A 15,011-nucleotide genomic window follows, 5' to 3' on the forward strand; every position below is an offset into this window, starting at 1 on the left:
GGCCCAGCCCGGCGCGCCGCTGCCGCTGGGCGACTGGCTGGCGGCGCTGTGCGCGTTGCCGGACGCCGACGCGATGCCATCGCGCCCGCTGATCGCCCAGCGCATGGCCGACTGGGGCGGGCGCGATGACTGGCGCGCCCTTGCCGGTCGGCTGGCTGTTGACGAGTTGCCGGCCCTGGCCCGTAGCGCGGCCGCAATTTATGTCCACACAGCCGACTTCACCGTGCTGCACACGATCACGGCCAGTGCCGCCTTGCGCCAGCTCTCGCCATGGTTGGACGCGCAGGCCATGAGGCCTTTCGTGGCCGCCGCAGCGGCCGCGCTGTTGTCGAGCCAAGCGGCCCGGCAAGCCGCCGCCTGCCCGCTGCCGGTGGCGCCGCCACCGCAAGACTGGGACCGCCTGGCCGCCCTTACGCTGGCCCAGCACGACGACCATGTCATCAAGCTGGTGGCCGCCTGCCGCACGCTGGACCGAGTGGATCCGGCACCTGCATGGCGTGCGGCTGCGGCGCGGGCGCTGGGCCACACACCTCAGGAAACTTCATGACGCCGTTTGCCGATCCCGCCGTGAAAGCCCATTTCGATACCTATCCGCCGGCAGTGCGCAAGAAGATGCTCGCGCTGCGCGAACTCATCTTCGATACCGCCGCGCGGGCCGAAGGCGTTGGCGAACTCCAGGAAACCCTGAAATGGGGAGAGCCGGCCTATCTGACGGCCCGGCCCAGAAGCGGCAGCACGGTGCGCATCGACTGGAAGCCCAGGGCGCCCGGGCAGTACGCCGTGTATTTCAACTGCCAGACCGGGCTGGTCGATCAGTTCAGGACCCTGTTTCCGAATGACTTCAGATTTGAAGGCAGTCGGGCCCTGGTCTTGACGCTTGAGCAGCGTATCCCCGAGGACTCGCTAGCTTTGTGCATCGAAGCTTCGCTGCGCTATCACCTCGGCAAGCAGCCGCAACAGGCTAGACCCTAGGCGTCGCTGCGCCGCAGACTGGACGCGATGCACCACTGCGCCGACCAGTAGGTCGACAGCACCCACAGCGCCGCCTCGGGCAGCGGACCGGCGAACTTGTTGATCGCCAGCAGCGCGTCCGAGGCCAGGAACAGGGTGCCACCCCAGGCCGCCCAGCGCGCCAGCGGCTCGCGCTCGCCGCCGATGCTGGCACGCCACCAGCTCCAGGCCTGGGCCGCCATCGCCGCCAGGCAGACCACATAGGCCAGCACCGGCACCTGCAGCGCGGCCGGCACGCCCGGCCACAGCCGGCTCAGCACATAGCCGGCGATCAGGCCGAACATCAGCCAGGGCCACCAGGGCCGGGCCAGCCGCGTGTGCTGGCAAAAGGCCGCGATATAGAGCAGGTGGGCGATCAGAAAGCAGAGCAGGCCGGGCACGAAGCCCGACTCGGGCCACAGCAGGGCCACATCGCCGGCCAGCGAGAACGCGAGGCCCAGGCGCAGCAGCCGCGCCTGGCGGGGCGCATCGGCGCCGCGCGGCCAGGCATACAGCATGATCAGCACGGTGGTCAGCGGCTTGGCCACGAAGGCCAGCTCGCGCGGCAGGCTGGTATGGCTCAGCGCGGCAATGGCGATCAGCGCGCTGATCAGGGTCAGCAGGGGCAGCAGCAGGCGGTAAATGGGCATGGGCCCATTCTGGCTGGGCGCAAGACCTGGCCCCAATTAGCGCTTGCCCTCAGTCGATACGCACCCAGCGCACATCGATATGGTTGTTGGCGCGGTGCACCAGATTGATATTGCTGCGCGCCGCCCAGGGGATGACCTGGTGGTGCAGTGGGATCACCGCCACATCGTCCTGCACGATCTTCAGCGCGGCGATCAGCTGGCCGCGGCGCTTGGCCACATCGCCCTCGACCTTGGCGGCATCGATCAGCGCGTCCAGCTTGGGGTTCACATAGCGGCCGTAGTTCCAGCTGCCGTCGCCACCGACCGGGCTGTGCACCAGGGCCTGCAGCGAGTACAGCGCGTCAAAGGTCGCGACACCCCAGCCCAAGAGATGCAGGCTGCTTTCCTTGCGCTGCAGCTTCGGGAAATAGGTGCTGGAGCCCTGACTGTTGAGCCGCGCCTGCACGCCGATCTTGGCCCAGAAGGCGGTCAGGGCCTTGCAGATTTCCTCGTCATTGACATAACGGTCGTTGGGGCAGTCCAGCGGCACCTGGAAGCCGTCGGGGTAGCCAGCTTCGGTCAGCAGGGCCTTGGCGCGCACTGGGTCAAAAGGCAGGCGACGGTCGCCCTCGGCGGTCCAGCCATCGGCCTGCGGCGCGACCAGGGAGCCGGCCGGTTGCGCGAGGCCGCGCATCGTCACCCGCTTCAGGGTCTCGATGTCGATGGCCTGGTACAGGGCCTGGCGCACACGCAAATCCTTGAAGGGGTTGCGACCCTTGATATTGCTGCCGGCCAGTTCCTCGCTGGCCTGGTCCAGGCCCAGGAAGATGGTGCGGAATTCGGCGCCTTCGATGATCTTGACGCCCGGTGTGTTGCGCAGCTTGGGCACGTCCTGCGGCGCCGGGTCGAGCACGAAGTCGATCTCGCCGGACAGCAAGGCCGCCAGCCGGGTCGCGTCCGAACCGATAGGCGTGTAGACGATCTGGCTGACATTGCCGTTCAGCTTGCCCCACCAGTTCGGGTTCAGCGTCAGCTCGGTCTTGATGCCGGGCTGGCTGCTCTTGAGCACAAAGGGACCGGTGCCGTTGGCATTGCGCACCGCATAGGTCTCTTCCTTCTGCGCGAAGTTCTGCGGCTTCTCGATCTTGTGCTTGGTGGCCCAGTCCTTCGAGATGATGCGCACGCCGGTGATCTGGCGCAGCAGCACCGGGTTGGGTGCTGCCAGCGTGATCTCGATGCTGGACGGCGAGAGCTTCTTGACGCTGCTGACGCCCTGCAGCAGCACCTTGAAGTTGGAGGTGGGGCTGAGCGCACGCTCGAAGGAGAACACCACATCGTCGGCCGTCAGCGCCGTGCCGTCATGGAACTTGACGCCGGGGCGCAGCTCGAAGCGCCAATGCGTGGCATCGACCTGGGTCCACTTCGAGGCCAACGCCGGCTCGATCGTGAACTGCTGGTCGTAGGCCACCAGGCCCTCGTAGACAAAGGCGTTGAACTGGTTGTTCAGCGCGCTGTTGTAGGCGTGGGGGTCGAAGCTCTGCACATCGCCCTGGCTGGCCCAGCGCAGGGGTTTGGCGAGCGCCGCGCCGGCCACAAGGGCCAGCACCAGCGGAGCGATCAGAAGGCGGATGGGGCGCATGGGGTGGGATTCTTGTCCTGGAAAACCCTGAATACTGCCCGCATCCGCCGCGGCCGGCAAATACCTATTCCCCATAAGCTTCTGTCCCGCAGGGTCAGGCCTTGATCAGCCCGTCCGCCTTGAACATGGCCTTGATGCCACGCACCGCCTGGCGGATGCGGGCCTCGTTCTCGATCAGCGCGAAGCGCACATGGCCGTCGCCTTGGTCGCCGAAGCCGATGCCCGGCGAGACGCAGACCTTGGCCTTGTCCAGCAGCTGGCGCGCGAACTCCAAGGAGCCGAGCGCGCGGTAGGGCTCGGGGATGCGGGCCCAGATATACATGCTGGCCTTGGGCAGCTCGACGGCCCAGCCGGCTTCCGTCAGGCCTTTGTAGAGCACATCGCGGCGGCGCTGGTAGCTGGCGGTGATCTCGCCGACGCAAGCCTGGTCACCCTCCAGCGCCGCGATGGCGGCCACCTGCAGCGGCGTGAAGGTGCCGTAGTCGTGATAGCTCTTGATGCGGGCCAGCGCGGCCACCAGATCGGGATTGCCGACCATGAAGCCGATGCGCCAGCCGGCCATGTTGTAGCTCTTGCTGAGCGTGAAGAACTCGACCGCCACATCCTTGGCGCCCGGCACCTGCATGATGGACGGCGCCTTCCAGCCATCGAACACGATGTCGGCATAGGCCAGGTCGTGCACCACCAGGATGTCGTGTTTCTTGGCCAGCGCGATCACGCGCTCGAAGAACTCCAGCTCCACGCACTGCGCGGTCGGGTTCGACGGGAAGCCGAACACCATCATCTTGGGCTTGGGATAGCTGCCGCGAATCGTCTTCTCCAGCTCGGTGAAGAAGTCCAGCTCGCTGGACACCGGTATCGCGCGGATGTCGGCACCGGCGATCACCGCGCCGTAGATATGGATCGGGTAGCTGGGGTCGGGCACCAACACCGTATCGCCCCGGTCCAAGGTCGCCAGCATCAGATGCGCCAGGCCCTCCTTGGAGCCTATCGTGACGATGGCTTCGGTGTCGGGATTGATGGCGACGCCGTAGCGCTTGTCGTACCAATGCGAGATCGCGCGGCGCAGTCGCGGGATGCCCTTGCTGGCCGAGTAGCCGTGGGTGTCGGGCCGCTGCGCGACCTCGGTGAGCTTGGCGACGATATGGGCCGGCGTGGCCCCATCGGGGTTGCCCATGCTCATGTCGATGATGTCCTCGCCCCGCCGCCGCGCCGCGAGCTTCAGCTCGGCCGTGATATTGAAGACGTAGGGAGGCAGGCGATCAATGCGCGCGAAGCGGCGCTTGCCTGAAGAGGCAGTGCTCATGGGATGTGTATCACGTAAGCGCCCGGAACCGTCCGAGCGACGTGATCGGCCGATGGGGGCCGATCCGTCAGTGATGCTACCTCAGGCCACGCTCGGACTCAGGGTCGTACACGGACTTCCTTGTCGCCGATTCGCATCACAGGCCGGCGCGGCAAGTGCTTGATCAAAGCCCACCACTTGATCGCGACTCGATGGTCTTGATCCTCAGACCCGACAGCGTGCGAACCACGACTAGGTCATCCTCGCCGGTCACGGTCGTCGTCGGCAGCCCGTTGGCCTCGACCGTCATACGCTGGGTGTAGCTGACCCGCGCGCTGGTCCAGGGGAAACCGTCGCGGACGATACGGATGTCGTCGAACTCCGAATGGGTGCGCGCCTGCAGCACCGTGAAGGCGGCCGCAGCCTGCTTGAGGTAGTCGCACATCTCCTCCTTGCCACCCTCCACCTCCCACTTGCCGCGCCGCCCATAGGCGCTCAGCGTCACCTGCAGATTGTCTGCATAGGCCTCGCAGGCCGAGCTGTCGCCTGACATGGCCTTGGCCGATTGCTGGACCAGCCACGAGGCGAGCTTGGGCTCGGCAAACGAGAACCGGGCATGGGCATAGAAGGCAGCGAGCGCGGTCAGCGTCAGCAGGATGAGTTTTTTCATGGTGGTGGGGATGGAGGACAAGCGTGAAGAACCCGTTGCCCCCGGCGACCGGGCAGCACGCTTTCTGCATGACCGCAGGCGCCGAGGGCGGTTGCATTCTCCGGCGGGAAACAGCGCCGCCCCGTCCCACCTATGGGGGTGTCGTCCTCAGGCCTTGCCGTCCTTCGCCTGCGCCGCCGCGCTCGCCTCGCCCTTGGCCGCAAACTCCGCCCGCAGCCGCTTGAGCTTTTCGCGCGGGTCTTCCTTGACGGTGTTCTCGTGCAGCTTCATCTCCAGGATGAAGCGGCTGGGGATGCCCATCACCAGCTCGCGGTTCTTCTTGCGCCTCCGCAAGGTGCTGACGCCCAGGGTCGTGCGCGCCCGCGTGATGCCCACATACATCAGGCGGCGCTCTTCCTCCAGGCGCTGCGGGGTCATGTCCTCGTCGTCGGCCTTGAAGGGCAGCAGCCCCTCGTTGACGCCGGCCAGGAAGACATGGGGCCATTCCAGGCCCTTGGAGGCATGCAGGGTGGTCAAGGTGACCTGGTCCTGCTCGTCGCCGCGCTCGGCCAGCGACAGGATCACGCTGATGGTCTGGGCCACTTCGAGCACGGTCTGCTTGGGCTCCTCGAAGGTGATGCCGCCCTCCTGGCTGATCTGGCCGCCGCAGCGCTTGGCCACCCAGTCGACGAAGTCCAGCACATTGCCCCAACGCGCCGCGCCGACCTTCTCGTTCTCCTCCTGCTCCATCAGGTGCTGCTCGTAGCCGATGTCCTTCAGCCACTCCATCAGCAAGGCCTTGGCCTCCTTGTCGCCCGAGGTGTTGCGGGCGCGGTACTCCAGATCGTTCACATAGCGGCCGAACTCATGCAGGCCGCTGATCGCCCGGGTGCTCAGCGCGGTGGACAGGCTCTCGGCGACCAAGGCCTCATACATGCTGGATTTCCAGCGCCCGGCAAACTGGCTCAGGCTGCCCAGCGTCTGGTGGCCGATGCCGCGTTTTGGCGTGGTGATCGCGCGCAGAAAGGCCGGGTCATCGTCCGGATTGACCAGCAGGCGCAGCCAGCTGCACAGGTCCTTGATCTCGGCCTTGTCAAAGAAGCTCTGGCCGCCCGAGACCTTGTAGGGAATCTCGGCACGGCGCAGCGCCTGCTCGAAGACGCGGGCCTGGTGGTTGGCGCGGTACAGGATGGCGAAGTCCTTGAACTGCACGCCGCCGGCATTGGCGCGGATCGCCTGGATGCGCGCCACCGCCCGCTCGGCCTCGTGCTCCTCGCCGTCGCTCTCGATCAGGGCCACCGGCTCGCCGTCGCCGAACTCGCTCCACAGCTTCTTCTCGAAGATCTTCGGATTGACCGCGATGACGTTGTTGGCCGCGCGCAGGATGGCGCCGGTGGAGCGGTAGTTCTGCTCCAGCGGTATCACCTTCAGCGCCGGGAAGTCGGTCGGCAGGCGCTTCAGGTTCTCGATCGTCGCGCCACGCCAGCCGTAGATGCTCTGGTCGTCGTCGCCCACCGCGGTGAAATGGGCGCGCTCGCCGACGATCTGCTTGAGCAGGTCGTACTGCACGGCATTGGTATCCTGGTACTCGTCCACCAGCACATAGCGCAAGGTGTCCTGCCACTTGCCGCGCGCCTCGGGGAAGTCCTGCAGCAGGCGCAGCGGCAGCGAGATCAGGTCATCGAAGTCCACCGACTGGTAGGCCGCCAGCCGCTCCTGGTAGCGTTCCATCACGACGGCCGTCGCGCGCTCGTCCTCGTCCTTGGCGGCGGCCAGGGCCTGCTTGGCCGTCAGCCCCTGGTTCTTCCACAGCGAGATGGTCCATTGCCAGCTGCGCGCCTGCTTGGCGTCGGTGGTGCCGCCGGCATCGCGCAGCAAGCCCAGCACATCGTCGCTGTCGAGGATGGAGAACTGCTCCTTGAGCCCGACCAGATGGCCTTCGGAGCGCAGGATGCGCACGCCCAGGCTGTGGAAGGTCGAGATCACCAGGTCCTTGGCCGCGCGCGGGCCCACCAGATCGCGGGCGCGCTCGCGCATCTCCTGCGAGGCCTTGTTCGTGAAGGTGATGGCGCCGATGTTCTTGGCCGCATAGCCGGCCTGCAGCAGCCGCGCGATCTTCATCGTGATCACCCGCGTCTTGCCCGAGCCCGCACCGGCGATCACCAGGCAGGGCCCGTTGAGATGGTGGACGGCTTCGAGCTGGGCGGGATTGAGGGTGGAGACGGCTGAGGACATGGCGAACAGGGGCGGGGCTGCGCATGATAGCCAAGCCGCCCTGCCCTATTTCATGCTAGGCGGCAGCGGCGCCCGGGTCGAACGCAATCCCAGGCCCAGCAGCAGCAGCGCGTAGAACAGGAAGGCGATGCGCGGCGCATCGACCAGGCTGTCGAACAGGCCCACGATCAGGAAGCCCGTCAGCGCACCCACCAGCGCCGGCGCCAGGGCGTGGGCGCGGGCATGGCCGAAGCTGCAGCGCCACAGCACCGCCGCGACCAAGGTGACGCCCAGGGCCAGACCCAGCAGCCCCTGCTCGAACAGCAGGTGCAGGCCCAGGCTCTTGATATGCCAGGGCAGGTGGTGGCGGTCGCTGGAGAAGAACCAATGCGCCATGCCGCGCGAGAAGTCGCTATTGGCCAGCAGGGCGGGCTCGGCCGCGTCGCGCAGGCGCAGCTCGGCAATCTGCACCGCGCTCGCCGGCGAACCCAGCGCCACCGAGAACACCACAAAGCGCGGCGCCCACCAGCGCCCGCCCAGGGCCGGTGCCTGACCCAGCGAGGCCTGCAGCGTCTGCCAGCCGCCGCCCTGGCTTTGCAGCGGCAGGTTCTTGACCACGCATTCCGCGTTGTAGAGCAGATGCTTCTCGCACACCTCCAGATGCAGGTTCACATCACTGGCGCTGCGCAGCTTCAGTGTCAGCTGCATTTCGCCACGCGGCGCGGCGATGCGCTGGCTGACCCGAAACAGCTCGCCCCAGCCCAGCACATGCTTGCCGCTGGTCAGCAGCAGATGGGGTGGCTGGGCCGACTCGCCGAGCCGGTAGTCGCCCACCTGCTCGGCGGCCGGGCCAACGAACAGGAAAGGGCTGGCGACGCGGCCCACCCCCTTGCCCCGCAGCCAGTCCTGCGGCGTGTCCAGCAGGCTGCGCGCTAGCCGCCAGTGCTCGAAGCGGCCTTCCAGATCGCGCTGCCCGGTAGCCATACGGTCGCCGATGTAGGCGCCGCCTGCCAGCGCCGCCACCACGGCGAACAGCATCAGGCAAGCGGTCCACAACAGGCTCCTGGCCCGCCAGGGCAGCTCGGCCAGCAACTGCGCCGCCGTTCCGGGCAGCAGTTGCAAGCCGGCCCAACCCAGCGCCAGGCCCAGCACCGGCAGCAGCGCTTCTTGCAAGGCCTGCTCGCCACCCCAGTTGCCGGCCACCACGGCCACGCAGGCCAGGCTCCAGAACCAAGCCGCCGCCATCAGGCAGGCGCTCAGATGGCGCGGCAGCCCGGCACGCAGCCACCAGGCCAGCCACAGCCCGCCCAACACCACCAGCGCATCGATCACATAGGCCGACTTCGGGACGGCCAGCGCCAGCAGCCAGCTCAAGGCAGCAGCCAGCGCCGCCGCCAGCAGGGCCAGCAGCAACACGATCAGTTGCTGGCCGCGCGTCTGCTGCAAGCGCAGCGGTGGCATGAAGATCATCAGCAGCGCACTGCCCGCCAACGCCAGCAAGGTCCGGTAGCCGCCAGCCTGGAACAGCGGCCAGGCCGCCAGGCCGAAAGCCAACAACACCGCCAGGCCCAGCCCCCGACGCGCGGCGGGCCTGGAGGCAGCGGGCAACTGCGCGGCGCGGCGCTGGCGCGCCAGCAACAGCAGGCAGACGCCCGCCCCCAACGGCAGGGCCAGATAGACGCCGCGCGAGAAAGTCGTCAGCGCCGCATAGCCGGCCAGCAGCAGCAGGCCCAGCGCGGCGGCAAAAGCCCAGGGCCGGCGCTCGCGCAGCACCCACAGCAGCGCAAACGGCAGACCCAGCGCCAGGCAGCCGTCCAGCGCCGCGCCGCCCACATGCATCTCCCAGAACAGCGCGGTGCTGCGGTAGTCGCTCGAAAAATTCAGTAGCCCGGTATAGGCCAGCCGCTCCCACAGCGCCGCCAGGCTGGCCCCGCCCAAGGCCAGCAGCATCGCCAGGCCGAACCAGCGCTGCACGGCGGCCGGCTCACTCGCCCCGGCCGCACGCCACAGCGGCAGCAAGAGCAGCACCAGCCACAGGCTCTTGCCCTGGCGCAGGCTGTTCATCGGCTCGTGATAGCCCTGCCACCAGCCGAACTGCCAGCCCCCGGCCTGCTCGACGCCGCGCCAGATCGCCAGCAGCAGCGAGGCACAGAACAGCGTCAGCAAGAGCTTGGACAAGCCCGACCACGCCAGCGGCCGCTGCCAGGCCGGCGCCAGCTCGACGCCGCGTTTCGCGCCCAAGGCCAGCGCCGCATAGCCGCCGGCGGCGACGGCCAGCACCAGCAGGTCCAGTTCCTCGAAGCTGATCCAGCCGGTCCAGGGCGCGAAGCCCAGCACCGGAACCAGGCCGGGAATCAGCAGCGGCAAGACCTGCCAGCGCACAAAGCCCAGCACCGCCACAATGAGCCACAGCAGGCAGGCCAGCCCGGGCTGCCAAGGGTAGTGCCAGGCCAGCCACAGGCCGGCGCCGGCGCTGCCGGCGGCCAGGCTCAGGCCCAGCCAGCGCTTGGAGGAATCGGGCACGGAGAGCTTCATGCGGGCGGCGGAGTTGGGGCGCAGGCTCGCGCCGGGTCGCGCGGATGATAGCCAAGCCCATGCCGGCAGGCGCTACATTGGGAACCCCTAGTACAACGGCAGGACTATGAGCATGGCCCTTGTGTTGGCCCTCGGCCGTCGCTGGCTGCAAGCCTGGACGTTCTTGCTGCTGGCCTGGGGATCGGCCGCGCAGGCGCGCGAGCTGCTGGTGGTGGGCACCGAGTTCCCGCGCATCTACGAGGCCGCCAAGGACGGCGGCGAGCCGAGCGGCCTGGGCGTGGACCTGCTGACCTTGGCCGCCGCCCGGCTGGGCCACAGCCTGCGTTTCGAGCACTACCCCTGGCTGCGCGCCCAGGCCATGGTGGAGCGCGGCCTGGCCGACATCCTGGTCGGCCCCTACCGCACCGCCGACCGCGAGCAGCGCTATCTGTTCTCGCCCCAGCCCTTTTACGAGGACGCGCTGGTGTTCTACGCTCGCCGCGCCCAGAGCGGGCTGTGGCGCGGCGACTATGCGGCGCTGGGCCAGCGCCCGGTCGCCCAGGTGCAGGGCTGGGCCTATGGCGAGAGCTACGAGCAGGCCCGCGCCGGCCTGCGCATCAGCACGGTGCGCGACGTCAACACCGGCCTGCAGATGCTGCGCCTGGGCCGCGTCGACCTGTTCGCCAGCAACGAGCGCAATACCGAGCCAGTGCTGCAGCGCCTGGGTCTGGCACAGGAACTGGTGCCGGCCGGCCCGCCGATCGGCCAGCTGCGCGGCCACTTTGCCTACCCGCGCGACAACCGGGGCCAGGTCTTGCGCGACGAGCTGGAGCGTGCCATTGCCGCGCTGCGCGCCAGCGGTGAGCTCGACGAGCTGTCGCGTCGCTGGAAGGTCAAAATTCCCGAGTAGGCTTGCCGCCGATGAACACCGCCCTCAGTCGCCGCAGCCTGCTGCAGGCCGCCCTCGCCGCCGGCTGCGCGCCGGCTCTTGTCAGCCATGCCGCGACGCCGGCCGCCGCGCCCCTGTTCGCGCTGGGCGTAGCCTCCGGCTGCCCGCGCCCCGACGGCCTGGTGCTGTGGACCCGGCTGCTCGGCGAGGCGCTGCCGGCCCAGGTCGCGGTGCGCTGGGAGCTGGCCGAGGACGAGGGCTTCAAGACCATCGCCGCCAGCGGCACCGAGCGGGCCGAGCCCGGCAGCGCCCACAGCGTCCATGCCGAGCCGGCCGGGCTGAAGCCCGACCGCTGGTACTGGTACCGCTTCAGCGCGCTGGGTCAGCAAAGCCCGGTCGGCCGCAGCCGCACGGCGCCGGCGCCCGGCGCGGCGGTGCAGCGCCTGCGCTTCGCGATCGCCTCCTGCCAGCGCTGGGACCACGGCGAATATGCGGCCTGGCGCGATCTGGCCAGCCAGGAGCTGGACCTGCTGCTGTTCCTGGGCGACTACATCTACGAGTCGGCCACCGCGCCCGACAGCACGCCGGCACGCCGCCACCAGGGCGGGCTGTGCCGCACGCTGGACGACTACCGCCAGCGCTATGCCCAGTACAAGAGCGACCCGCATCTGCAAGCCATGCATGCGGCCGCGCCCTGGCTGCTGACCTGGGACGACCATGAGGTCGAGAACGACTATGCCGGCGACATCTCCCAGCATCTGGAGCCCGGCTTCGCGCGCCGCCGTGCGGCGGCGCCCCAGGCCTATTGGGAGCATCGGCCCTTTCCGAAGGCGGCGCGGCCGCGCGGTGCCGAGTTCCGCCTGCACGAGCGCTACGACTGGGGTGCGCTGGCCCGCATCATCACCTTGGACAACCGCCAGTGGCGCGACCCCCAGGCCTGCCCCAAGCCGGGCCGGGGCGGTTCCAACACCGTCGCGCTGAGCGACTGCCCGGAACTGCTGGACCCGGCCCGCAGCCTGCTGGGCAAGGCCCAGGAGCAATGGCTGGCGCAGAGCTGGGACCGTGAGCGGCCCTGGAACCTGCTGGCCCAGCAGACCCTGATGGCACCGCTGAACTGGCAGCCGCCCGAGCAGGGCAGCGGCCTGCACTGGACCGATGGCTGGGACGGCTACCCGGCCGCCCGGCAGCGCCTGCTGCGCGATCTGCAGGCGGCGCGGGTGCGCAATGCGGTGGTGCTGGGCGGCGATGTCCATGCCCACTACGTGAGCGATCTGCATGCCGGCGGCGCCGACAAGCCGGTGATCGCCACCGAGTTCTGCGGCAGCTCGATCAGCAGCCACGGCCTGGCCCAGCGCCGGCTCGACCAGATGCGCCCGCACAACCCGCATATCCACCATGCCCGCAGCGACGAGCGCGGCTACATCCGCTTCGAGCTGAGTGCCGGCCGGCTGGAGGCGGAGCTGCGCGCGGTCGAGCAGCCCTGGGATGCCGCCAGCCCGCTGCGCCGCCAGGCGCGCTATGTCGTGGAGGCCGGCCGCGCTGGCGCGCTGAGCGACTGAAGCAGGCCGTCCAGGCCCAGGTACTGGTGGCCGGCCCAGCCACCCACGGCCAGCAAGGCCAGGCCGCCGGCGGCCCGCAAGGTGCGCCAGCGCTTGCGCTTCGCGGGCTTTTGCAGCGGCGGGGTGCTGAGGCTGCCGTCGAAGGCCGGCATGAAGCGGCTGCCCGGCGCCGGGCTGGGCTCGGGCATCGGATGCAGCACCAGGGCCGAATGGTTCTGCCCGGCCAGCCAGGCGCGCAAATCCTCGCCCAGCTCGCGGGCCGAGGGATAGCGGGCCACCGACATCGGCGCCATGGCCTTCTGCAGCAGGGCTTCGAGGCTGAAGCGCTCGGCCGTGCTGAGGCCGCCCAGGCTGGCGGCCGAGGGCATCAGCACGCCGTTGGCATCGGGTCTGGGCGGCCGGCCATTGATCAACCAGCAGGCCAGCACGCCCAGCGCATAGGCTTCGCTGCCCAGGCTGGGCTGGGCGCCGCGCTGCAGCTCGGGCGCGACAAAGGGCGCGGCGGCGGCGCTGAACAGCGGCGGCTCGGCGTCCGGCTCGGGCGCCAGCTCGGCCAGGCCCAGGGCCATCAGCCGCAGCTCGGTACCCTTGACCAGCCACAGCAGGCCGGGATCGAGTTCGCGCAGCAGCAGGCCTTGCTCATGGGCATATTGCAGCGCGTCGCAGAGTTGCAGCAGCAGCTGCAGGCGCTGGCGCAGCGGCAGCTCGGCGGCGGCGGCCAGCAGCGGTTGGCCCTTGTCCTGCCAGGGCAGGGCCAGAAAAGGCTTGCCCTCGGCGGTCAGGCCGCTGTCCAGCGGCGTGGCCAGGGCCGGATGGCTGAGCTGGTTCAGGGCCGCCGACAGCTCGGCAAAGCGCAGCAGCACCGCCGCCGCGTCGGCGCTCTGCTGATAGACCAGCAGCGCCGCGCTGACATCGCCGGCCAGCGAATGCTCGGCCCGGTACCAGCGGCCCGAGTCGCCGGCATGCAGGGCGGCGGCGACGCGCCAGACGCCCAGGCGCTCGCCGACCGACAGCGATGTGGTCACCGGTGAGCCGGCACTGACCGGTGCGGGAAAGGATGCGGAGAAACGGGCGGAGGACATGAGTATTCAGGGTTTGCCCGGCATCCTAGGCTCAAGCCAGGCCGCAGCGGCGCCCGGCGCCCCCCTCAACACGGGGTGTCGCGCGCAATCGCTCACGCTCGACGAGAACTTGTGCACGGGCGGCGGCCCGACCTAAGCCTTGCGATACTCCGCCCCCATGCAAGCGATTCTGGCCGTCACCCTGCCCTTCTTCGCGCTGGTGCTGTGCGGCTATCTGGCGGCGCAGCGCGGCGTGCTGGCCGAGAGCGCGATCCCGGGGCTCAACGGCTTCGTGCTGTTCTTCGCGCTGCCCTGCATGCTATTCCGCTTCGGCATGAACACGCCGGTGCTGGAGTTGCTGAACCCGGGCGTGCTGGGCGTCTATCTGGTCGCGGCGCTGCTGATCGTCGCGTTCACGATCGCGGTGACCCTGTCGGCGCGGGTGCAGCTGAAGGACGCGGCCTTCGGTGCGCTGGTGGCGGCCTTCCCCAACACCGGCTTCATGGGCGTGCCGCTGCTGGTGGCGCTGCTGGGCCCGGCCGCGGCCGGGCCGGTGATCTGCACCGTGCTGGCCGATCTCTTCGTCACCAGCTCGCTGTGCATCGCGCTGGCGCGCGCCCACGATGCCGGCGCCGGCAATGCCAAGCGCGCCGCGCTGCAGGCCTTGCGCGGCGCGCTGTCGAATCCGCTGCCCTGGGCCATCGCGCTGGGCGCCGTGGCCTCGGCCACCGCGCTGCGCCTGCCGGGTCCGGTCGACAGCGTCGTCAAGATGCTGGCCGACGCGGCAACGCCGGTGGCCCTGTTCACGATAGGCGCAGTGCTGTGGCGCGCCGGGCAGCATGCCCACACGCGCACGCCGGTGGCGCTGTTCCTGCCGGTGGCGCTGATCAAGCTGATCGTCCATCCGGCCCTGGTGTTTGCGCTGGGCGCGGCGGCCCATGCGCTGGGCGTCGGCCCGACGCCGTTCCAGCTGCTGGTGCTGACGCTGGCCGCCGCCCTGCCCAGCGCCAGCAATGTCTCGCTGCTGGCCGAGCGCTACGGCGCCGACAACGGCCGCGTGGCCCGCATCATCCTGGCCTCGACCAGCCTGGCCTTCGTCAGCTTCACCGCGCTGGCCTGGCTGCTCGGTGCCCGACCGGCGGCCTGATATCGTTGCGCGCTGTCTGATTGCACGAACCCCATGCTCNCCTGGCCTCGACCAGCCTGGCCTTCGTCAGCTTCACCGCGCTGGCCTGGCTGCTCGGTGCCCGACCGGCGGCCTGATATCGTTGCGCGCTGTCTGATTGCACGAACCCCATGCTCCTGCGCCACGCCCTGCTTCTGCTGCTCTGTGTTGCCCTGGGCGAACCGCTCCAGGCGCTGGCCAACGGCTATCGCCAGCCCTCGACCGCGATCCGCGAGCTGCTGGATGCGCCGGCGCCGCCGCGCCTGCTGCCCTCGCCCGACAAGCAGACCCTGGCCCTGCTGGAACTCAAGCGCTTCAACAGTCTGGCCGAGCTGGCCCGCCCGGGGCTGCGCCTGGCCGGCCTGCGCTTCGACGCGGCCAGCGGCACACCGCAGCCGCTGGCCACCGTGCGGCGCC

12 protein-coding genes and 1 pseudogene are annotated in these 15,011 nt (G+C 69.3%); 6 read left to right on the top strand and 7 right to left on the bottom strand.

Annotation, left to right across the window (positions count from 1 at the left end; all coding sequences use genetic code 11):
* Both PO768_RS24170 and PO768_RS24175 read left to right on the top strand, forming a co-directional pair.
* A pseudogene (locus PO768_RS24170) lies at nt 1–547 on the top strand (questin oxidase family protein); the annotation flags it as partial.
* Entirely contained in the window at nt 544–972 is a 429-nt protein-coding gene (locus tag PO768_RS24175) for a DUF1801 domain-containing protein (RefSeq protein ID WP_272648075.1), read from the top strand. The pseudogene PO768_RS24170 and the gene PO768_RS24175, both read left to right, overlap by 4 nt.
* On the opposite strand, the gene PO768_RS24180 is transcribed toward PO768_RS24175, so the two are convergent.
* From PO768_RS24180 to PO768_RS24205, 6 genes are all read right to left on the bottom strand, one after another.
* The gene (locus PO768_RS24180; RefSeq protein WP_272648076.1) at nt 969–1,640 is read right to left on the bottom strand and encodes a lysoplasmalogenase; all 672 of its coding nucleotides are present in this window, start codon (nt 1,638–1,640) and stop codon (nt 969–971) included. The two genes, PO768_RS24175 and PO768_RS24180, sit on opposite strands and share 4 nt — an antisense overlap.
* 49 nt (nt 1,641–1,689) lie before the next feature.
* Nucleotides 1,690–3,258, bottom strand: a complete 1,569-nt coding sequence (locus PO768_RS24185; RefSeq protein WP_272648077.1) for an ABC transporter substrate-binding protein — start codon at nt 3,256–3,258, stop codon at nt 1,690–1,692.
* A gap of 94 nt (nt 3,259–3,352) precedes the next feature.
* A complete protein-coding gene (alaC, locus tag PO768_RS24190) occupies nt 3,353–4,564 on the bottom strand; it encodes an alanine transaminase (protein ID WP_272648078.1) in 1,212 nt (403 codons plus the stop codon).
* Between the two features lie 163 nt (nt 4,565–4,727).
* A complete protein-coding gene (locus PO768_RS24195; RefSeq protein WP_272648079.1) occupies nt 4,728–5,213 on the bottom strand; it encodes a hypothetical protein in 486 nt (161 codons plus the stop codon).
* 147 nt (nt 5,214–5,360) lie between these two features.
* Entirely contained in the window at nt 5,361–7,427 is a 2,067-nt protein-coding gene (locus PO768_RS24200; protein ID WP_272648080.1) for an ATP-dependent helicase, read from the bottom strand.
* A gap of 45 nt (nt 7,428–7,472) precedes the next feature.
* Complete coding sequence (locus PO768_RS24205; RefSeq protein WP_272648081.1) at nt 7,473–9,941, bottom strand: hypothetical protein; 2,469 nt, start codon at nt 9,939–9,941, stop codon at nt 7,473–7,475.
* A 112-nt stretch (nt 9,942–10,053) separates the two neighbouring features.
* On the opposite strand from PO768_RS24205, the gene PO768_RS24210 reads away from it, so the two are divergent.
* Both PO768_RS24210 and PO768_RS24215 read left to right on the top strand, forming a co-directional pair.
* A complete protein-coding gene (locus PO768_RS24210) occupies nt 10,054–10,830 on the top strand; it encodes a substrate-binding periplasmic protein (RefSeq protein WP_171018243.1) in 777 nt (258 codons plus the stop codon).
* Nucleotides 10,831–10,841: 11 nt separating this feature from the next.
* On the top strand, nt 10,842–12,368 hold the full coding sequence (locus tag PO768_RS24215; protein WP_272648082.1) for an alkaline phosphatase D family protein: 1,527 nt from the start codon (nt 10,842–10,844) through the stop codon (nt 12,366–12,368).
* Here PO768_RS24215 and PO768_RS24220 read toward each other — a convergent pair.
* Complete coding sequence (locus tag PO768_RS24220; RefSeq protein WP_272648083.1) at nt 12,326–13,450, bottom strand: hypothetical protein; 1,125 nt, start codon at nt 13,448–13,450, stop codon at nt 12,326–12,328. The two genes, PO768_RS24215 and PO768_RS24220, sit on opposite strands and share 43 nt — an antisense overlap.
* Before the next feature lie 157 nt (nt 13,451–13,607).
* On the opposite strand from PO768_RS24220, the gene PO768_RS24225 reads away from it, so the two are divergent.
* Nucleotides 13,608–14,576 carry an AEC family transporter gene (locus PO768_RS24225; protein WP_137942807.1) on the top strand — a complete coding sequence of 323 codons (969 nt, stop codon included), beginning with the start codon at nt 13,608–13,610 and terminating at the stop codon, nt 14,574–14,576.
* 149 nt (nt 14,577–14,725) lie between these two features.
* Nucleotides 14,726–15,011: hypothetical protein (locus tag PO768_RS24230; RefSeq protein WP_272648084.1), on the top strand; the 286-nt coding region annotated here is incomplete at its 3' end.

The organism is Paucibacter sp. XJ19-41, assembly GCF_028462495.1.
GTDB lineage: Bacteria > Pseudomonadota > Gammaproteobacteria > Burkholderiales > Burkholderiaceae_C > Roseateles_E.